The organism is bacterium (genome assembly GCA_012517375.1).
GTDB lineage: Bacteria > Hydrothermota > Tepidihabitantia > B3-TA06 > B3-TA06 > JAAYVC01.
Window position 1 is genome coordinate 1 of sequence record JAAYVC010000119.1, and the last position, 20,919, is coordinate 20,919.

Sequence of the window (20,919 nt, forward strand, 5' to 3'; positions counted from 1 at the left end):
GAAATTCGCAGAAACATTAATAGGACTGAAAATGTTGGCTACGGCTCCGAATGTTTCAAGCATCCTTTCTTCAGGTGATTTTGCAGATTCTTTGACGATGGTATCCGAAGGTATGCTGTCAATCTTGAGAGTATCATCAACCCCTATGACGGTTCCAAGAGAATCCGATTCAGCTTGCTTAGCCGCCTTCTCTTCACGACGTTTTTGAGCATTTGCTTTCATACCGTTAAAAAGCCCCCTTAAATCGAATCCAGACCATGCAAGGTTTAAAGATCCGGAGTTAGTCAAGTTTCTATCATTTGGATATAGTACCTTACCGCTGTCATCAAGATTTCGATTCAGAACACCTTGAGAGTGGTCCTCCTTGAAATTGCTGTTCACGGTAACGCTCGGTCTTCCGAATGAATTAAAAGAAACGTTGGAAAGACCGGCGCTCAGACGCAAGTCCCTCACAAAGAAGTACTTCGAATCAAAAAGGGTATCCAGCTTGAGATTAGGGTTTTTCGCGCCGGATGCGTTAATAGCCCTTGTTTCAGAGATGTCTACGGATAAAGGAAGATATTTTACGGGAGAATAAGAAGTCCCTGCATTAAAAGTAATTGCGGCATTCTGGTTGAACAGGGTGTCATTCCACACATACGCAGAGTCGCTTCGAAAAACGGTCCTCGATAATCTGTTCTGGTCGGTTCTAATCAGCGATGATGAAAAACTTAGAGCGTTAGGAAAGTAGTTAATTTTTTCTTCACCAATCTTGAAAAATAAATCGGGACTCGAATTATATCTTAAGGAATAGCTCTGTGAGAACGAAGTGTCGGTGCTTAAACCCGCACTGCTTAAAGACGAACTTAAGTTGTAATCTGCCGAAGCCCTGACCGCATCAAGGGTATACTGCAAGAGACGGCTCTTGGATTGATTGTGTGACAAAGAAAAGCCAAGATTTTTTACGTTTGAATGCTGCTTGCGAAGTTCCTGTTCCTCGGTGGTCAGTATCTTGTCGGTTATTTCTCCCGAAAACCTGGGCAATGAATTATTATCAGTTATGCTTGCCGTTAGGGGAAGCTTAAAGTCTAATTTTTCAAGACCGAACTTCTCCAGATTCAAAGCACCAGAAACGTTAAAAGACTTATATGCTCCAGTCTGCCTGGCTCCTGGGGCGGATGATATGTTGATTCCAACGAATTTACCGTCACCTACAGAGAAACTACCGACCAATGAAGCAAGATCAGCAAAATTAAGTTTAGAACTAATTGCAACTGTGGAGCCAATATCTTTGAATGGCTCATCCAGCCTTATATCGTCAAGCCAGATTTCACCGGTTGTTGCAGCAGGTTGATTATCATTTATGACTCCTACCTCCATGTACGCTACAGAAGCAAAAGTGGGACGCCCCTTTACAAGCATCGTCGAATCTTGCGAATAAAAAACTCGTCTTGACGTATCTGCAAGCAGGGAATCCTTCAGCTCGACGAATCTTGCAAAATCAAGAGTGAATTCACGCCACAGCCCGTCCTGAGACTCCGGAGGCAGAACGCCGTTGGCAATTCTCTCCCGAAACTCATAATACGCAAGCGAATCAGTGCCCATCCGGATATAGAATCTTGGGTTATATTGATTGTTGTGAACGTAAACCCTCAACCTCTGGTATGCCCTGAAGTCCTGAGGCCGCTCATCAATTCTTGTTACCTTGGCCGCATGATTGGGACTTACGTTTTCATATCTTATACGAAGAGAGTTTTCGTCTTCCCTCTCCCCGGTCGACTTAATACCAAGCTTGAAAGGCGGCTTGTATTCTTTATCTTTGGAGCCTATCAAGTCGATGAAAACCTTTTCCGTAAGGGTGTCCACGAAGGACGAATCAACTGCCACTACTTCATTGTTCTTCCACTTACTGCCCACGAATTTCCAGGCGTAGAATCTTAATGCATTGCTTCCGGACATGCCTTCAAACCATATCCTGAACATTCCGATTTGATTAACGCTCGGGGTACCGAATTTCTTCAAAAAGCTTGTATCACCAAGCGGGATGCTGATCTTGATCCATCCGTTCTCCCCCAAAGTATCTACAAACTTGTCAAAGAACGTGTCGTTATCAAAATCAACCGTTAGTTCATAGTAATTGTTAAGTCTATCGAAACCGTCGCGCCTGAGATCTTCAGAGTCCATCCTTGAATTTCCTTCAGTTCCGTTCGGATTTGTATCCTTGTCGTAATCATCATTCCCATCGTCTCCTGCAACATTTGCAGTATCCGCTCCCATCACCCTGTCAAGACCGACATTGTAAGGCTCGTAATGTTCGTACTTAAGAGTCGAATCTTCGGTATCAAACTTTCCCAGACCGACTATTTGTTTGTGTGCGTTTAATCTCAACTCGTCTTCGTCAATCTTTGTTCCGTAATCAAAATGTATTACTCCCTCCTGATTAGCTTGAGGTTTCATAATAATCTCCAGGAACTGCGACTGGGAGATATCAAAAGTGTTGTACTCAAAGGCAGCTCCAAGCAGGCCTGTCCATCTGGTTTCACTTTCAGGTGCAAGAGTTAAATCGAGAGTTCTATCACTATACTCGCTTTTCAGTTTACTGGATTCCTTTCCGAATATATCCTTATCGGCATCAAAAGGTTCAGATGTTTTCCAGCCTGGCAAGTTCCTTGAATAGTTCATGGTATCCATTACAGTATCGATTGTACTATCGGCAACTATCGTCTTTCTCAAAGGAATGCTGGTTGGATGCCAGTATTCGTTACCAAGGGGTACGGAAAAACTCTCAAGGGTGCCTTGCTCAAAGTCTTCAACCCAGACGGCTGAGGATTTGTGCGTGTTAGGGTTTGGGATGGAAAGGGCTGAATTAATCAAAAGATTAAAGTTTGATTTTGCCTCGGTCGCAACAAGAGGCAGCTTATCAACAAGCCGGGTCAAAAAACCCAGTTCCCGTTCCATGGATGCGTCCAGCTCGGCAATCGTGTTTGAGAAAGGAGTATATCCGAGTATGGGTTTTGAGTCGCTTGAAAATGCCACATTCCGGAACATTAAGCTTGATCCGAGTTTTATCCCTTTAAGAGGCTCGCTCTGCGCCCTAAGGCCGAGAATAGCCCTGTTATTTAGAGAAAAGACCTCATCTCTTTCGAAAGTGATGTCTATCTTGTCGCCGATTTTAATGGGTGTCTTAAAGGTCAAGGCGCCCGAGTTTTCATCGAAAGTATATTCGGATTTATCTACCTCATTGCCGTTCTTTTTTACCTTTATGCTCTCCTTTTTGACCAAGAGTCCTAGATCGAAACTGGTTATATTAGATTTGTATTCGTAAGTAATCTTGAAGCTATTGAAGTTTTTCACTGTAACGCTGTCATAAATCTCTTCGATTTTTCTGCTCCCTAGGGAAGAATCGGCAAAAGGTCTATCTTTGTTGAAGATTATCATCCACAGCCTTTGCTCGTCTTGTGAAAGGGTGTGGGTTTCACCTTCCTTTTGTGTAAGCCCAAGGATATATGAATAATTAAGATTATTGGTATCTTTTGCAACCCAGTTGTTATTCTCATCACGAACTTGTACTGTGACAGTTACTTCCGCTAATGCTTCCTTTACAGGCATTGCGTAATGGTTCCGCAGCATGTTGTTCCAGCATCTGGATGTTGCGTAGTCATCTGTATTCCTTCCCCAGATCAACATTAAAACAGCCTTTCTCTGTTGTTCGTCTTCCCTGGAACCTAAAGGACCTGCTGTTTTAGTCGTACACGCCACAGCTAGAATATCATTATCGCCAAGATACGAATTCAGCTCGATAATGGAATTCAGGAGTCCGGAACCCGCATAGCGCACATAGTATTCGTTTTTATCCAACAAATAAAAGGTGCCGGTTTCCCTGTCAAAGCTTGTATCCGTCGCGATATTTTTGGGGTTAGGCATTGCCGTCCCATTCCACGAAGGCGAAAGCGCGGATTTATCCGAGGATCTGGTTTTATCCGTGGTATAAAACCAGAAGTCTGAAACAACCGAGTCCCCATTCTGAATGAGTGCATTTCTTAATGAATCATTGAAGATATAGAAGAATCTTTTTTTGACGAAATCCTGAGCGAATATCTCGCCACTCTGCAATTGCATCATGCCGGTGAAGCTTGAAGCGCCTGACTCGGTTTGCTCTTTAGCCCCCACGGCATACAAGTCAACAGATCCTAACTTGAACTGGCCGTTAACGCCGAACACGCCCTGCTGGGAGGGAAATTGTTGTCTTGAAGGAAAATTAAGAGCAATGTCGCCCGCATCAACCTTCTTTACAATCTCATCCTCGTCTCCTGTGTAGCCGATTCTGACCTTGTTGCTGTTCAAAAAATCACTGCTCGCCGTATTGTGATCGATAACGACCTCTGTTTTCCGGGCAATTGTACCTTTTACCGATACATTTATATCCTGCTTGAACTCCAAAGAGGTTGCTTCATTGGGATCATTACGTGCTTTATCGTCCCACACCTTCCAGGAAGGTCCAATGCTAATTTTGTCCTGTCCGCTGATACGGATATCGGTTTTCTCCTTGCCTATGGGGATATTGATGTCGGGTATGATTCCCGAAACGCTCGACTCCTCGGTTTGCGGGTATTTCTGCCTCATGTTTTCTTTTGTCTTCTCGATATAGAGATCCCGGCCAGCAGAGGCAAGATAATCGCTCAATGTTTTTACACTGTCGACTCCCATAAACAAGGAATCGAGCCATTTTTCGTAATATACAAGTCCCGCATCATAATCGACCCTGGTCTTAATCGAAAACCCCAGCTCAGCAGCCGATCCTTCCTGCGTCTGCGATAAAAGCATAAAAGCTAAAAACAAACTCATCTCTTACCCCGCATTCTTTTAATAGCTTCCAGAATTTTCACGGAAGTAAATCCAACATCCTCGAAAAGCTTCTCAACAGGGCCATGCTCAATAAAATAATCCGGCAGACCTATTCTTTCCAGACGAACTTGGATTTTTTTATCTTCAAGCCATTCAGCAACAGCCGCGCCGAATCCGCCAATAAGGGCATTTTCCTCCACCGTGATTATTCCGTGATGGGTGCGCGCTATACTTAGAAGGAGCCTTTCATCAAGAGGTTTGACGAACCTTGCATTTATTATAGTAGGATTGATTTTCGCTGAAGATTTTAAGGTCTTTTCTGCAAGTTCTACCCCTCTGCCTGCAGCCAGTATCGCCACCCCCTTTCCCCTTCGAAGAATTTCCCATGCGCCAACGGGGATTTTCTTCAATTCCTTGAAGGACTCTAACCCATTCACAGCCGAACGAGGATAGCGAATGGCAAAAGGCCCTTTCTCGTATTCTATTGCCGTGTACAGCAGGTTTCGAAGTTCGTGTTCGTCTTTCGGAGCAGCGACAACCATGTTGGGAATCATTCTGAGGTATGAAAGATCGAAGACGCCGTGATGGGTCGGTCCGTCCGCTCCGACAAGGCCAGCCCTGTCAATTGCAAATACAACAGGAAGGTTCTGAAGCGCGACATCGTGAATGATCTGATCAAAAGCGCGCTGAAGGAATGTCGAATACACTGCAAAAACGGGTCTCAATCCCTTAAGGGCTAAGCCTGCTGCAAATGTAACGCAATGCTCTTCAGTTATTCCGAAGTCGTAGAATCTAGCGGGGAATGAAGCCCTGTACAAATCGAGGCCGGTTCCAAGAGTCATTCCTGCCGTTATAGCAACTATACGTTCGTCCTTCTCAGCCATCTCGGCAAGTGTACAACCTGCAATCTCGGAATAGGTTTTTGTTTTGCTGGAGTTAACCTTACAGGTCTTTAAGTCATAAGGGCCAACGCCATGAAAGAGTTCAGGATTGTCAATGGCGCCTTTGAAACCGCGACCTTTCTGTGTTGCGACGTGCACAAGAACCGGTCCCTGAATCTCCTTAAGCCTTTGCAAGTAAAAAATGAGATCTTTAAGACTATGTCCCTCCAGAGGACCGAAGTAATGGAAACCGAGCGTCTCGAAAAAAGCGCCAGGAGTGAGTATCCCTTTAATTCCCCGTTCGATTCTTCGTGCCCAACCCCTGAGATATTCGCCTTTGGTTCTGAAAAAACGGCCTATGAAATTCCAAACTCTCGCTCTCAATCTTTGATAAAACCTTGTTGAGGTGATTCTGTTCAGGTATGCCGAAAGCGCGCCTGTATTACGCGCTATCGACATGGCATTGTCGTTAAGTATAACAACTATATTCGTCTGAGAGGTCCCTAGGTTGTTAAGCGCCTCAAAAGCCATCCCGGAGATTATAGAACCGTCGCCGATTACGGCGACGACTTTATAATCGCTGTTTTGTATGTCTCTGGCCTTGGCTAGTCCAAATGCCGCCGAAAGAGACGTACCTGCATGGCCGGTATCAAAGACATCGTATACGCTCTCCTGTCTTTTAGGAAACCCGCTTATACCCTTATATTGACGCAGAGTATCGAAACGATTGTTCCTGCCCGTCAAGAGCTTGTGCGTGTAGCATTGGTGACCTACATCCCATATTATCTTATCATCAGGCGCATTAAAAACGTAATGGATGGCAAGGGTTAATTCTACAGCTCCAAGGTTAGGAGCTACATGTCCTCCATTCCGGCTTGTTACTTCAAGTATTCTATCCCTTATCTCTCCGGCAAGCGCGTTCAATTCATCTATAGTCAATCCCTTGATATCGAACGGAGAATTTATTTTATCAAGAATCTTCATTTATTCCTCATCACCAAATGATCTGTAAACAGCGAAAGCGTATTCCATTTTTCCCCCAGATTCGAGAATATTCTTTTTGCACGTCTGGCATAACCTTTGGCCATTCTTTCGGAATATTCAAGACCGTATACAGAAGGGTACGTAAGCTTATTGTCTTCTGAATCCTTGCCGGGCGTTTTGCCCAAATCCTTTAATGAACTTCTAACGTCGAGAATGTCATCCATAATCTGAAAACCCATACCGGCAAGAACCCCAGCTCGATGGAGTTCCGAAAGCGTGGCTTCTTCGGCACGCCCGAGAATCGCTCCAATGCGTATTGAGAAAGAGATAAATAAGGCCGTCTTCCGCATATGAATATGACGCAGGAATTTTGCATTCGCTTCTCCCCCGTAAAGGTCGTCCGCTTGCCCAAGGGTAACACCAGAAGAACCGAGTATCTCAGTGAATTCTTTAAGCGCTCTAACTACATACTTACACGGAGCCCCTGAATGACAGACGAGTCCTAATCCATCTATCATCAGACCGTCACCTGCAAGAATAGCCATGCCCTCGCCGAACTTCTTATGGTTAGACAGCTTGCCTCTGCGGTAGTCATCATTATCCATAGCAGGAAGATCGTCGTGAATCAAGGTAAACGTGTGCACGTACTCAAGAGCGCATGCAGCAGGCATGATTTCTTCGTAAGCCAGGCCTCCTGCCGCTTCATAAGCCAGTATTGCAAGTATGGGGCGCAGTCTCTTGCCGCCTGCAAGAAGACTGTATCGCATGGCTTCGGTCAAAAAACTATTTTCTTGTGGTAATTGGGGTAAATAGTCTGGTAAAGCCGCCTCAATGAGTCGACGTTTTTCATCAATCAAAGCGACTAAATCCATTAATATATCCTCTCCTTATCCCCTGTTGATTCAAAAGAATTCATCATCTACAAGCAGGATACTATAAGACTCTCCTTTCCGCCGCTTGCACGACATTCGACAGCAGCATCGCAACTGTCATTGGCCCGACACCGCCGGGCACAGGCGTTATCGCGTAAACTTTATCTGAAATCAGCTCAAAGTCAACGTCTCCAACTATCTTCCAGCCCGAGGCGGTCTCCTCGGCGTTGATGCCTGCATCAATTACGACTTGGTTTTCGTGAACAAGATTCAAATCCACAAATCGAGCCTTGCCTATTGCGGCGACAAGGATATCGGCTTTTTTGGTGTATTGAGCCAAATCTCCGGAGCGTGAATGACAAACAGTAACCGTGGCATCGCAACCTTTGCTCATAAGAATCTGCGCCAGGGGCCAGCCCACTGCCTTGCCCCGGCCTGCGATTACTACGTGTTTACCTGCAAAAGGTATTTCGTATGCCTTGAGGAGTTCGGTTATTCCAGCTGGTGTTGCCGGAAGAAACGATGATTTGCCGAAAGCAAGGCGTCCGCGATTAGATGGGTTAAGGCAGTCAACATCCTTCGTAAGCTCTATTGCGCCCAAGATGCGCTCCTCATCAACGCCCTTTGGAAGGGGCAAGGTCACGATTATGGCGTGGACGGTATCGTCTTCATTGAGATTGAAAAGAGTGTCCAGAATCTCCGGTTCCTGGACACTGGCGTCTAGATTGATGGTCTTCGGAACGATGCCGATCCGCTCGCAGGCTTTCTTTTGTGAACGCTGATAGGAGAGCGAAGCTTCATCCGCACCTGCTGATAAAAAAGCAAGCGAAGGATTAATCTCATGCTCCTCGTAGAGGCTTTTTATTCTTGAAGAAAGAGATTCCTCCCTTTCCCTGGCTACCTTTTTGCCGTCAATAATCATCGCCACTAATAAATTCTAGCGATTATGAGGCTTATGTCAATGGGGCGTTCCATCGGGCCGACCTAAAGGTCGGCCCCTACGGTTTTGGATCAATTTAATGAGTTCTTCTGCATGACCTAAATAACCATCATTTTTAAGCCAATAAAAATCTTCATCTGCAGAAAAAATAAAACGGTGTGCGTATACTGCTGCCTCTAAAAAATTAATCACACCAACAAGTTCCTTGCTTATAGGACTCATAAAATGTTTTTCAAACGATCCGATCAATACAGCCTTTTTCGTTAAAGGAATTGAAACAGCCGTATTAATATGAGCTAACCCCGGAGGTTTGTTTGAAGGATTAGGAATTGTCCAATCAACCACTAAAGGATAATCTGAGCATATTAAATGACTTTCTTGGGTTTCGCAAAATGACCATTCTCTTTCCCATAGAATTTCAAATAGAGGTTTCAGCCTATCGCTCATTGTCTTTAAGTAGGCTTCTCGTTGTACCTTAATCGTGTATTTGCTTTCATCGAAAACTACCTCACGCATTTGCTCTTTACTGAAGTCTTTTCCTTCCTCACCCAATGCCCTATTTCTGAAAATTTGCCACCTCTCTTCTGACTGAGTCACTACATTTGTTATCGCTCTTATAATTTGTTTGGTCAACTCCTCGTTTTGCTTTTGAGACCACGGCGTTCTGATTTTAAATGCCGCAATGAACTGCATCAAGTAGGAATACTCGTCGGTATCTTTTGATGGAATCGTTTTGGTCTGTAAAATGCTTTCAATTATTTTGGATGCTTTATTATCCAGTTTTTGAAAAGTCTCTGTCTCAAGAAAATCTTCGTGTTCGGTTACCCCCTCCCAACGATACAAATCCTTCTCGCAAGCAACATTTTCTGTAGTAGTTGTAAATTTCTTACCCGTATCCAAGTCAAAAACCCATAACTTATCCTCTTTCTTCCCGGATGGCGTAAACCCTGCTAAATAGAATTGAGGTAAATAATGGTGGCGACGCGCCTGTTTCCTTTTTCCTTCTTCTGCCATACCCTTTCTCCCCCCTTATGGAGTAATAAAGACCCTTACCGAGTCTATGGCGATGCCTGAAAAAACACCGTAGCAGGTGTCGCCGTCCTGGGTTGCAAGATTAGCCTTGCCGCCGCTAAGACCGAACTTAACGTAATTTGCATATTCGGTTCCGTATGCGTTTATACGAATGACGTACTCCCGGTTGTAAACCCATGGAATTGCGGCACGTTCCTGGAAGAATGCGTAGCTTGTATCGATTGTGAAAGATGGAATGAAAAGAAACGGTGGAAAAGAATCGTACATCGAAGTATCGACATTCGGCACGCATTGAAGAGTGTAAAGCCCGACGTTTAAACAGTTGTTCCACGTAATGAGATGAGGATTGGCTAGCTCATTTGCTATGGAGAGGGTGTCTTCATCCTTAGGCCAGGAAAGGCTTATTTGCGACGGCATCTTCGTCTCACCCGTTACAGTATCTCCCCAGGGAAGTGAAACTTCCAATTTGTAGAGGGTCGTATCGTTTAACTTGGGATGTAACAACGCGTAATAGTGTCCTTCAGTGTATTTTCTCCAGTAATTCGAATCGGGATCAAAGAAACTATCAACGAATACATAACTGGAATTACCCGGTATGATTCTCACTAATGCATCCCTAACGCCCCACACATTTACGGTATCCTTGATATCCCAGCTTCTATCAACCCTTATCCGTTGGCTGTATGAAACATTTGGGGAATCGTTATCAATCTTCATTAACGCGAATATATCCGGTTCAGGTTCAAACTTCTGGACAATCTGTCCCTCGCACCCAAGGATCAGGACGACAAATGGGACTAGTAGCAACATTTTTTTCATTAAAACCTCGCTTCCAGGCCTACCGAAGGAAAGATAGGTATCATATTAACCGCTTGTTGAACCGGAGGTTCGGAATCCATATCATAATAATAAAGCATAACGTTCTTCTGATTATATACATTTATAACGTCTGCGCGAGCAGTAAGAGACCCCCATTTAAATTGCCAGGTTTTTGATGCACCTATATCTAAGCGATGGTATGCAGGAAACCGCAGAGTGTTTCTATCGGACTCTATTGTAAACCAATTGTATACCCACTTTTGGTAAAATGGGTCCCAGTAATATATCCTCACTCTTCCAAGCGTTCCGGCATAGGGCATGCCGGTTGCGAACGTCCACTTTGCACTAACGTTCCACTTGCTTCCGAGATCGTAGTTGGCGACTATATTGAAGCTGTGGCGGCGATCGAAGGATGTGTAGAACTCAAGAGTGTCGGATATAAAGCGGCTGAACCCGAGCGAGTACGATATCCAGCCCGTAAGCTTTCCCGTAAGCTTTTCGACGCTGAAATCGGCTCCGTACGAACGACCTTTCCCCGCCTCAAACATGCTTTCGTCAACGTCTTTGATGTTTATAGCCGTCTCGTTGAAAGCAAGCAAGTAAGGGTAGTATTTATAATAAGGCTCGAACCTGATTCTAGAACCGTCCTTGAACATGTGTTCGTAGCCGGCGATAAAGTGGATGGATTGCTGAGGTTCATACCTTCCGAATACGGGTATCCAGAAATTCGTAGGAATACGGCCGCCCTGCGGGAGAATCATCGCGATATTCTGATGGTAGTTACCAAGTGAGAGATTAACTGCGTCATCCGCGGTCAGAAAATATTTTGCCGAGAGCCGGAGTTCGGGTTCGGGATCGAGTCTAATCAAAGTATCCACACCAAGAACTTCATCGGTAATAGAATCCTTGAGCGTGTCCGGGTAAAGCGCATAATACATGGAGAACCTTGTGCCTGCTTCAAAAAGAAAGAGCGGCGAGGGCTTCCAGCGCCAGGTAACATAACCCGCACCGTATAGAGGCCTGCCGTCAATGTTGTATACGGCAAAAGGATCGGCATCTGTTTTATAGATAAATTTATATGCGCTTGCCTCAGCCCCGAATTCAAAAGTCGACTTCTCTGCCGCTCTCGTCATCGAGGCTTTAAGCGTGATGTCATCGATGCTGTTAAACTGATCCAGAAGATCGCTTATGTGCATTGATGCGTTATAATGAGTCCAGCCCAGCCAGAGCTTGGATACCCATGGATCGCGAAGCTGCTGAATCCAGCGTGCTGTTGCCAGATAGTTTTCCCATCCTAGGTCAAGAGGTATATCCTGCACTCCAAGGTTAAGGTTGTCTCTTGTGTAAAACAAAGTGGTTTCGAATCTTGTTCGCGGCGTTGGACGCCAGCTACCAATAGCGTGGATGTCGGCGAATTGATAGGGAAAGTTGATTCCGAATAGCGGTATTATTTTATCGAAGTACGTAAAACGAGCGGTGGCAAGCCCGCCTATTTTGCCCGAGTTCGCCCATATTGCACCCTCGGTGGCAAGAAGACTTGAGGAAACATATCCTCCGAATTTTTCCGGTTCAGCACTCTCCACCGATAGAACAGACGACAACCTGTTTCCATATCGGGAAGGAAATCCGCCGGTCAAGAACTCCACATTATCGACCGCATCAAGCATGAAAGTCGAGAAGAAACCTCCCAGGTGGAAGGGATTGTATAAAACCATATTATCGAGAAGAACGAGATTCTGATCAGGACTTCCTCCTCTCACGTAGAGAGCGGTTGTGAAATCACTCGTAAAAGTTACTCCTGGAAGAGTAAGAAGGGTTCTGAAAAGGTCCTTCTCCCCCATTGCTGGAGAACGCTTAATCGCATCGCGGTTGATGCGAAATGAAGAGGATGTCACCTCGTTCTCGAACTCGGTTCTTCGTCCGCTTATCTCGACTTGAGGAAGACCAATTGGCGAAAGCTCAAGGGTAGCATTCTCGCGAATTCGTGAATCCTTTTTTAAGATAACGGTTCGTGTTTGTTCTTTATACCCAAGCATGGAAAAAACCAGTTTATATGAACCTTCCGGAATGCGTTCAATACTGTAGAAACCATCCTGGTCAACATTTGCCCCGAATTGGGTTCCGTCAAGATAAACATTGCAACCCACAACGGCCTGCCGGGATTCTGCATCTATCACTCTGCCCTCGATTGTCGCATTCAAAAGAAATAATGCAAATTCAAACACTAATACCTTCTCTTTCTAAATTCATGAGGTTTGACAACCTACTGCACAGGTCTATAATTAGCACATTATGCTTACAGACGACATCCTAGTCAAGAAGGTTGCCCTGAAAGAAGGCGTACCCGAGCAGTTCGTATCTCAGGCCTTTTCAGATGGTTGTGTCGTTATTCCCTATAACAAGAAAAGACCAAGGGAGATTGAACCTTCGGGAATCGGCAAAGGTCTAAGAACCAAGGTCAACGCTAACCTCGGAACTTCCCCCTCCATCGCTGATCTGAATATGGAGAAATCAAAACTAAAGGCAGCCATTGAAGCTGGTGCGGATACAGTAATGGACCTTTCGACCGGCGGAGATATCAACGAAACAAGACGAATGATAATCAAGGAATCGTCTGTGCCGGTAGGAACGGTGCCAATCTATCAGGCTGCCTGCGATGCACCCAAGTCAGGCAAATCCTTTCTTGAGCTTTCCGTGGATGAGATATTTGATGCCGTTCGCACTCATCTTGAAGATGGTGTCGATTTTCTGACAATACATACAGGACTCACAACTTCAGGTATCGAGAGACTGAGGAACCGCAAGCGTCTTGCCGGAATAGTAAGCCGCGGCGGCTCGATGATGGCTCAATGGATGATTCGTAACAACAAGGAGAATCCATTTGCTGAGCATTTTGACCGTCTCTTGGAGTTAATGAAGGAGTTCGGAGCATGTCTTAGCCTTGGCGACGGCTTGAGACCGGGTTCTCTTGCGGACGCATCGGACAGCGCGCAGATACAGGAACTCTTGATCATAGGCGAACAGATAGCCCGTGCAAGAAAAGCCGGCGTCCAGGCAATGGTGGAGGGACCGGGTCATCTTCCAATAAACAAGATTGAGATGAACATGAAACTCGAAAAGGAAATATGCCACGAAGCACCATTTTACGTGCTTGGCCCTCTTGTCACGGATGTCGCTCCCGGATACGACCATATAGTCTCTGCTATAGGCGGCGCTCTGGCAGGCATGCATGGAGCGGATTTTCTTTGCTACGTAACGCCTTCAGAACACCTGGGCCTTCCTGATATCGAAGACGTAAGAGTCGGAACGATTGTATCGAAGATAGCCGCTCATGTAGCAGATATCGCCAAGTATCCAGAAAAAGCAAGACAATGGGACGATAAACTGTCGACATTAAGAGAATCACTGAAATGGGATGAAATGATAGCTGCAGCTCTTGATCCGGCAGAAGCAAGGAGGAAATTCGGAACCTACCCAAGAGAGAACGAAGATGTGTGTACAATGTGCGGAGAATTTTGTGCAATGAAACGCTCCAAGGAGGTTTTTGGTGAATAAGTACCGCTTGTTTACCCCAGGTCCTGTTGAGGTCGAACAGGACATTCTCGAAGAACATGGGAAAAGATTTCCTTATCATCGCGAAAGCACATTCGCGGCAGTTCTTGAAAGACTTGCTGCCGATTTTAAGGAAATTGTATTCGCAAAAGATTCGAGGTTTTTCTTTTTTACGTCCTCCGGAACAGGCGGAATGGAGGCGTCACTCGTAAATCTTTTCTCGGAAGGAGATGAAGTACTTATAGCAAGCATCGGGAACTTTGGCCAGCGCTGGAAGGAGCTTTCAGATATCTTCAGGCTTAAACCTACATACATCGAATTCGAGTTCGGGGATACGGTAGATCCAACCAGGGTTGAAGAAGCACTTAAAAAGAATTCCAAAATCAAAGCCGTTCTTGCAACATTCACTGAAACTTCCACAGGTGCGCGTAACGATGTTAAAACCCTCGGAGAGGTAATCCAGAAGTACGATAAGGTTTTCGTGCTCGATGCGATTGCAGGGCTTGTAGCGGACGAACTCTACGCGGACGACTGGCATGTAGATGTTGTAATCGGCGGTTCACAAAAAGCCTTTGGAGCGCCCCCGGGTATATCGATAGTAACCGTGAACGAAAGGGCATGGAAATTGGTTGAAACATCCTCAATGCCCAAATACTACTTCAACATGCAGATAGCGGAGAAATTCCGCGTTCAGAACTTTACCCCCTGGACCCCTGCCATAACAGTAGCGATGTCGCTCGCGCTTGTAGCAAAAAAACTGAAGGAAAAAGGCATCCAGAATGTCTGGAATGAGTACAAACACTGGGCAGGACTCTTCCGCGAGAAGGCAGGTGCAATGGGATTTGATTTTATGCCCAAAAAACCATCGAATGCCTTATCCGTAATCAAGATGCCTGAAGGAGTAGACAGCACGCCAATACTTAAAGAAATAAAGGAACAGGAAGGCATTCTCTTCGCAAACGGACAAGCTCATCTTAAAGGAAAACTCATACGCTTTGGCCACATGGGTCACGCTAACGAGGCGGATACATTAAAAGCTCTCGAAGTTCTTGAGAGACGGGCTCTTCCAAAAATATTGAAAGGATAAATATGAGTAAAGGAAGGATTTTTTCAGGGATACAACCCTCTGGCCGACTCCACATCGGCAATTATCTTGGAGCCATTAAACAATTCATCCCTCTTCAGGATGAATACGAATGCATCTTCGGGATTGTTGATTTGCATGCAATGACTGAGAAGTACGACGTCGAAGAACTGCCGAACCGGATAGTCAACGCAGCAGTAAATTATCTCGCATGCGGACTCGATCCGAAGAAAGCTACGTTGATGCTTCAATCGGGTGTCATGGAACATTCCGAATTGGCGTGGATACTTGCTACGGTAACCCCACTTGCATGGATTCAGCGTGTTCCCACATTCAAGGAAAAGGCGAAACAGCAGCCGGATAACGTCAACATGGGATTGTTTAACTATCCCATACTGATGGCAGCAGATATTCTTGTTTATAAATCGGTAGCCGTTCCCGTTGGAGAAGACCAGCGTGCCCATCTTGAGTTAACCAGGGAAATAGCTCGTGCATTCAACGCCAAGTTCGGCGATTTCTTTCCCGAGCCTAAAGAACTTATAAGCAGCGATGAGGCAAAAGTATTAGGGCTTGACGGAAAAAATAAGATGTCCAAAAGCCTTGATAACTGCATCTATCTTGACGACGATCCGGACGCGATAAGCTTCAAGATATCCAAACAGGGTGTTACCGATCCTGCGAGAGTGAAAAAGACAGATCCAGGCGACCCTGATAAGTGCAATATGTTCACCTGGCACAAATTCTTCTCGTCAATAGAAGAACAGAATACTTGCTCAGACAAGTGCCGCGATGCCGCATTCGGATGCCTTGACTGCAAAAAGATACTTATTGAAAATATCGTCAATCATTTGACTCCGATTCAAAAACGTCAGCGCGATTTGATGGATAATACCGACAACGTTCGAAAGATAATCAAAAAAGGCACTGAAAAAGCACTCGATATTGCTGCAGATGTAATGAAGGAAGTACGCAAGATAACCGGAATGACGTTTCTTCCTAATTAAGAATCTTATCTAATAACGGGCCCCGCATAAAGAGTGCGGGGTCCGTTACATTTATCTGGATTTGTTTTATATGCCCTTGAATTCTCCGTCTCCCGGAGGATCGCTCTTAGCCCATGTTTTGCCAAAGCATATTCCCCTGAAGTAAAATGTGCCAGTCCAGGCTCCTGCATAATCGCCGCCGAATCGACCTTTTCCAGTTACTCCGCCTGGAATCTCTGCTGTAGCAGCTCCTTTTATGGTTCCTGAATGCTCGTCATCGTACCACCATTTACCTTCAAACAGACCTGTTTCCATATCGTAGTATATCTCGAACTTCTGCCATGCTCCCGTGCCTTCTCCGGACCACGAGACGTACATAATGTTATCGTCTACTGGTGCAATGCGCGTTTTCCCTACGGGATCCGAAGACGCTGCCAGTAGCAATCCTGCAGTTGTTGTTAAAAAAGCAGTCATTATTTTCTTCATTTTTCCTCCTAGGTTAAATAAAGACAAAGAAATTATACGATTTTACGCAAAAAGTCAATACCTTTTTGTGTAAAATCAATCAGTTGTTTGGGGGAATGGAAATTTTTAACTACGAACGAAGTGGTCGTAACCTTTAGCGGGGAGTGGTAATAGTGTTCCGTTAGCTTCAAGGAATAGCCCCTCCCCTTCCTCTGCTATGCCGATGCGATGAACCAAAGTATCTTCGATCTCATCAGGTAGTTGTCTTGGTGAAGAAAAAAGCAGTTCGTAGTCCTCGCCGGCATTGAGAATGAGTGAATCCGTTGCCGATCCCGTACCAAGAGAAAATTTTTTGACCTCTGGATGCAATGGCAAAAGACTGCTTTCAATGATGATTTTTACTTTGCTCATGCGAGCAAGTCTGGTCGCATCGGTAGATAATCCATCGGATGTATCTATACATGAGTTTGCATAATCGCTTATACCTAAACCAAGACGAATCAGGGGTTTAGGCCTAAGGTGTTTCTTTTTTGCTTCATCGAAACCTTCAAGACCTTGAGAAAGGGCATGTTGACCTACAGCCGATAAGCCCGGATAACCTGAAAGATAAATTAAATCCCCCGCTCTTGCACCTGAACGCATGAGCGGTTTCGAAGACTGTCCTATCGCTGTAAGGCTGAGTATGAGATTCTCGGAAGCTACAGTATCGCCTCCTGCAATCTGGGCTCCAACATCTGCACAAACTTCCTCCATTCCATTATAAAGCTCTTTGAGTTCAGAAATATCTAGAGCCTTTGAGCAGAAAAGATTCACAAGAAGGCATATAGGTTCTGCTCCCATGGCAGCAATATCGGATAGAGTTGCAGCTGCGCATTTATATCCTGCGTCAAAGTGTGAAAAATAGTTAAGTGAAAAATGAACACCGTCTTCGTAAGCATCTGAAGTGACTACGTAGCCGTTCTCCAGGATAAGAGCATCGTCACCAATACCTGTTTTAACTTTGAGATTCTTATGCTTAATCCACGAAGGAAGCGCTTTTAGAAAACCTTCCTCGCCGATATCTTCAAGCCTGGACATCGGCAAGCGATTCACGGACGAGTTCGGATCGTTTAACGTCCCTTTTCTCCGGCGCCATATCCTCAGCGTAATAGAATTGAAGATTGGCGGGTTTCGTGAGAATCATCAGTTTGTTGAGCTTGGCGATACTCAAGTTCGGAATCTTTTCCCATCCAAGTCTCAGGGTAGAAAGAAGATTAAACGTTTCCTCGCTCGTCAAAGTTCTCGCATATTTAAGAATACCCAGCGAACGATAGACCTTGTCAAGGATATAGTTACCCATCTTAGTATCCAGGTATTCTCGCGCATCCTTTTCGTAGTTGATAAGCTGATGTGCCGTCTTCGTCAATGTCTCAACTATCTCCTCTTCGCTCTGCCCGAGTGTTTTCTGATTCGATATCTGGAAAAGATATCCCTTAGTCTCCGTTCCTTCGCCGTAGGTTCCTCTAACGAGAAGCCCTAACTGCAACACACCACGTAAAACACGGTCTATTTCCTTCGTTAAGACGATACCCGGAAGATGAATCAATACAGAAGCTCTCATTCCCGTACCGACATTTGTGGGACATGCCGTAAGAAAGCCGTAACGTTCGTTGTATGCGAAGGGCAAAGAGACTGCAATTGATTCTTCAATCTTTTTTATCTTCTGCCACAAATCAACAAGAGCGAGTCCGGACGCAAACATCTGCATACGGATGTGATCCTCCTCGTTAACCATAAGACTGAAATCCTCTCCCGATGTTGCGTAGAAACCCCGCTGTGTCTGGCTATGAACAAAATCCGGTGAAACCAAGTGTCTTTCCATTAGAAATTCGGCTTCCATCGGCGAAAGATCTTCAAACTTCACAATGCCCTTGCCGTTCGAAAGCAGGGAAGCCGCAAGCGCTTTGTTGACGTGATCGAGAAGTTCAATCTGTTCTTTAACAGAAGCCTTAAGGAGAAAAGGTATTCCATCTATATTACGGGCAAGCCTTATCCTTGAACTCATTACAATGCCGGCCTCCATCCCCTCTCCCCTAAGCCATTTTCCTGTCTCTTTTGGATCAAGGCCCGTTTTCATATTTCCTCATGTCATCTCTTATTCGAGCTGCCTTTTCGTACTCCTCTTCCTGTATAGCTCTGGCAAGTTCCTTACGCAGTCTCTTGAGTTCCACCTCTTTGAAAACCAATGAAGTCTCGTGTGAAGACCGGGCTCTTTGCCCGACATGCTGCGTGGACCCTTGAACCCTTGAGATAAGCTTTTCAATTCTCTCGCCAAAACTCTGATAGCAAGCCGAACAGCCTAGCCTGCCTTTTCCCTTAAAATCCGACCAGCTTGTACCGCATGAATTGCATACTACCTCTTCTTCGCCTTCTTGTTTCTCTTTCAAAGCATCTGAGAAAATCTCGGCAATAGGTTTTTCTTTTTGAACCAGATAACCTTTTTTCGCGGCACAAGCCTTGCATAAATGCTTTTCCTGGAGAACACCCTGTGTGTTCACCTCCGTAACAAGCACCTCGGATTCATTCTCGTGGCAGTCTTCGCAGAGCATTACATCCTTCCGTCAATGAGATCGAAATGCTTATCCGTGTATTTCTTTATCATGGGGTCGTGCGAAACTATAACGAACGCAACGTTCTTTTTCCGGTTAAGAGAAGCGAAAATGTCAAGGACACCCTTCGATGTTTCTACATCGAGGTTACCCGTCGGCTCATCGGCAAGAACAAGCCGTGGGCCGTGAACGAGCGCACGGGCGACAGCGATGCGCTGCTTTTCTCCTCCTGACAGTTTAATCGGAAGAAAATCCTTTCGTTCGGCAAGCCCAACCTCCTCCAACAAGTCAGCCGCTTTACTAAAGGCATCCGAATCCTTCATGCCTGCGACAAGCATGGGTAAAGCCACATTTTCGAGCGCTGAAAACTCCGGAAGAAGATGATGAAACTGAAATACAAAACCAATCTCTTTATTGCGGAACATGGCGAGATCGTTGTCGTTCATCTGAAATATATCTTTGCCGTCGAATAGAAGCTTCCCATCGGTAGGCCTGTCAAGCCCTCCAAGAAGATGCAGGAACGTGCTCTTGCCGGAACCAGAAGGCCCAAAGATGGATACCGCCTGGCCTCGAGAAAGCTTAAGGCTCGCGTCTTTAAGCGCCTCCACCCTGTCTCCGTCGTCTACGTATGTTTTCTTGAGATTATAGGCTTCTACGAGATAATCACTCATAACGTATTGCCTCCACTGGATCTAGTTTTGCAGCGCGAAATGCAGGGTAAATAGTGGCGATGAAGGATATCAGAAGTGCGGCGGCAGCGATTAGAACAATGTCAAGCAACTGGACCTTTACGGGAACCGTGTCGATATACCATACTTCTGAAGGTAGCTTGATTATCTTGAAATGATCGACAAACCAGGATACGAGAACCCCGAAAAGAGTTCCAAGGAATGTTCCTACTATGCCGATAAGAAGTCCGAACCAAGTAAAAACCCGCATGATTCCCCGGGAAGTCATACCTATAGCCCTCAGTATGCCTATCTCGCGCGTCTTTCTCATAACGGTCATGATAAGCGTAGCTACAATGTTGAAAGCCGCAACTAAAATTATCAGAGCAAGAACAATGAAAACAACGACCTTCTGCATCTTCAGAGCTGAGAAAAGGTTCTTATTCTCAAGAAGCCAGTCTATAGGCGTATAAGGATAGCCTATATCGGCTCTTATTTTCTGCGACACTTTCTGGGAAAGAAGCGGATCTTTCAGTTTTATGTCGATATTAGTTATCCGGTCGCCGTATCCGAAAAGCTGCTGGGCGTCCCGGATGTCTATGAAAACCATTGCCATATTGTAATCATAGAAGCCTGCATCGAAAATGCCCCTGATAACGTAATTCTTTACTATTGGTATGGGACCTACTGGCGTTATGACGGTATTCTCAGGAGATGCGATCACGACGGTGTCCCCGACCTTGACGCGCAGATTCTGCGCCAGCTGCTGACCTATTACAATCCCTTTGTTCCGAAACGACCATTCTCCTTCAAGAGGGTAAGAGGGATTTGTGATGCTGGAGGTTCGCTTAAGCATCTCAAGATCAACACCCCTTAAAAGGATCCCTTCGCCGCCGAACTTTGACTGCACAAGGGTCCTTCGCATCAAAGTGGGCGCTATGCCTGCAATCTCCCTCATCTTGTATAGCTTATCAGATACAGTCTTGAACTCATCAGCCGTTATCGGATTTGAATAAAACTTCTGAATAGTTATATGCGGCGCCACTCCGGCGATACGGTCCTTGAGCTCACCGTTGAATCCGTTAAGAACGGATAACGCGATAATCAAAGCGGCAACGCCGACGAATACGCCTGCTATAGATATCACGGAGATAAGCCCGTAGAAACCTTCGCCTTTCCGGCGCTGACGCAAATAACGCCTGGCGATAAACAGATTAACGTTCAATT

The 20,919-nt window shown here is 45.4% G+C and carries 16 protein-coding genes; 3 read left to right on the forward strand and 13 right to left on the reverse strand.

Features of this window, described 5'->3' with window-relative positions; translation table 11 throughout:
- From GX441_12425 to GX441_12455, 7 genes are all read right to left on the reverse strand, one after another.
- Positions 1–4,824: hypothetical protein (locus tag GX441_12425; protein NLI99442.1), on the reverse strand; the 4,824-nt coding region annotated here is incomplete at its 3' end.
- Positions 4,821–6,689, reverse strand: coding sequence for a 1-deoxy-D-xylulose-5-phosphate synthase (locus GX441_12430; protein NLI99443.1), 1,869 nt, complete (start codon positions 6,687–6,689; stop codon positions 4,821–4,823). The genes GX441_12425 and GX441_12430, both read right to left, overlap by 4 nt.
- Positions 6,686–7,456, reverse strand: coding sequence for a polyprenyl synthetase family protein (locus GX441_12435; protein NLI99444.1), 771 nt, complete (start codon positions 7,454–7,456; stop codon positions 6,686–6,688). Before GX441_12435 ends, GX441_12430 begins: the two co-directional genes overlap by 4 nt.
- Before the next feature lie 166 nt (positions 7,457–7,622).
- A complete protein-coding gene (locus tag GX441_12440) occupies positions 7,623–8,489 on the reverse strand; it encodes a bifunctional 5,10-methylenetetrahydrofolate dehydrogenase/5,10-methenyltetrahydrofolate cyclohydrolase (protein NLI99445.1) in 867 nt (288 codons plus the stop codon).
- Positions 8,490–8,519: 30 nt separating this feature from the next.
- Positions 8,520–9,515 carry a DUF4238 domain-containing protein gene (locus GX441_12445; GenBank protein ID NLI99446.1) on the reverse strand — a complete coding sequence of 332 codons (996 nt, stop codon included), beginning with the start codon at positions 9,513–9,515 and terminating at the stop codon, positions 8,520–8,522.
- A gap of 15 nt (positions 9,516–9,530) precedes the next feature.
- The gene (locus GX441_12450) at positions 9,531–10,352 is read right to left on the reverse strand and encodes a hypothetical protein (GenBank protein ID NLI99447.1); all 822 of its coding nucleotides are present in this window, start codon (positions 10,350–10,352) and stop codon (positions 9,531–9,533) included.
- Entirely contained in the window at positions 10,352–12,577 is a 2,226-nt protein-coding gene (locus GX441_12455; GenBank protein ID NLI99448.1) for a TonB-dependent receptor, read from the reverse strand. The genes GX441_12450 and GX441_12455 overlap by 1 nt, the downstream gene beginning before the upstream one ends.
- A 67-nt stretch (positions 12,578–12,644) precedes the next feature.
- On the opposite strand from GX441_12455, the gene thiC reads away from it, so the two are divergent.
- The 3 genes from thiC to trpS are packed head-to-tail and all read left to right on the forward strand — an operon-like array spanning position 12,645 to position 15,992.
- Complete coding sequence (thiC, locus tag GX441_12460; GenBank protein ID NLI99449.1) at positions 12,645–13,907, forward strand: phosphomethylpyrimidine synthase ThiC; 1,263 nt, start codon at positions 12,645–12,647, stop codon at positions 13,905–13,907.
- Positions 13,900–14,991, forward strand: a complete 1,092-nt coding sequence (locus tag GX441_12465; protein NLI99450.1) for an alanine--glyoxylate aminotransferase family protein — start codon at positions 13,900–13,902, stop codon at positions 14,989–14,991. The genes thiC and GX441_12465 overlap by 8 nt, the downstream gene beginning before the upstream one ends.
- Before the next feature lie 2 nt (positions 14,992–14,993).
- The gene (gene trpS, locus GX441_12470) at positions 14,994–15,992 is read left to right on the forward strand and encodes a tryptophan--tRNA ligase (protein NLI99451.1); all 999 of its coding nucleotides are present in this window, start codon (positions 14,994–14,996) and stop codon (positions 15,990–15,992) included.
- 66 nt (positions 15,993–16,058) lie between these two features.
- On the opposite strand, the gene GX441_12475 is transcribed toward trpS, so the two are convergent.
- The 6 genes from GX441_12475 to GX441_12500 form a co-directional block, all read right to left on the reverse strand.
- Positions 16,059–16,457 (reverse strand): hypothetical protein, encoded by a 399-nt coding sequence (locus GX441_12475; protein NLI99452.1) that lies wholly within the window; start codon positions 16,455–16,457, stop codon positions 16,059–16,061.
- 105 nt (positions 16,458–16,562) lie between these two features.
- Positions 16,563–17,528 carry a thiamine-phosphate kinase gene (gene thiL, locus GX441_12480; GenBank protein ID NLI99453.1) on the reverse strand — a complete coding sequence of 322 codons (966 nt, stop codon included), beginning with the start codon at positions 17,526–17,528 and terminating at the stop codon, positions 16,563–16,565.
- Positions 17,500–18,552, reverse strand: a complete 1,053-nt coding sequence (locus GX441_12485) for a protein arginine kinase (GenBank protein ID NLI99454.1) — start codon at positions 18,550–18,552, stop codon at positions 17,500–17,502. The genes thiL and GX441_12485 overlap by 29 nt, the downstream gene beginning before the upstream one ends.
- Entirely contained in the window at positions 18,536–19,024 is a 489-nt protein-coding gene (locus tag GX441_12490) for a hypothetical protein (protein ID NLI99455.1), read from the reverse strand. Before GX441_12490 ends, GX441_12485 begins: the two co-directional genes overlap by 17 nt.
- The gene (locus GX441_12495; protein NLI99456.1) at positions 19,024–19,695 is read right to left on the reverse strand and encodes an ABC transporter ATP-binding protein; all 672 of its coding nucleotides are present in this window, start codon (positions 19,693–19,695) and stop codon (positions 19,024–19,026) included. The genes GX441_12490 and GX441_12495 overlap by 1 nt, the downstream gene beginning before the upstream one ends.
- The gene (locus tag GX441_12500; protein NLI99457.1) at positions 19,688–20,917 is read right to left on the reverse strand and encodes a lipoprotein-releasing ABC transporter permease subunit; all 1,230 of its coding nucleotides are present in this window, start codon (positions 20,915–20,917) and stop codon (positions 19,688–19,690) included. The genes GX441_12495 and GX441_12500 overlap by 8 nt, the downstream gene beginning before the upstream one ends.
- Positions 20,918–20,919: the final 2 nt, after the last annotated feature.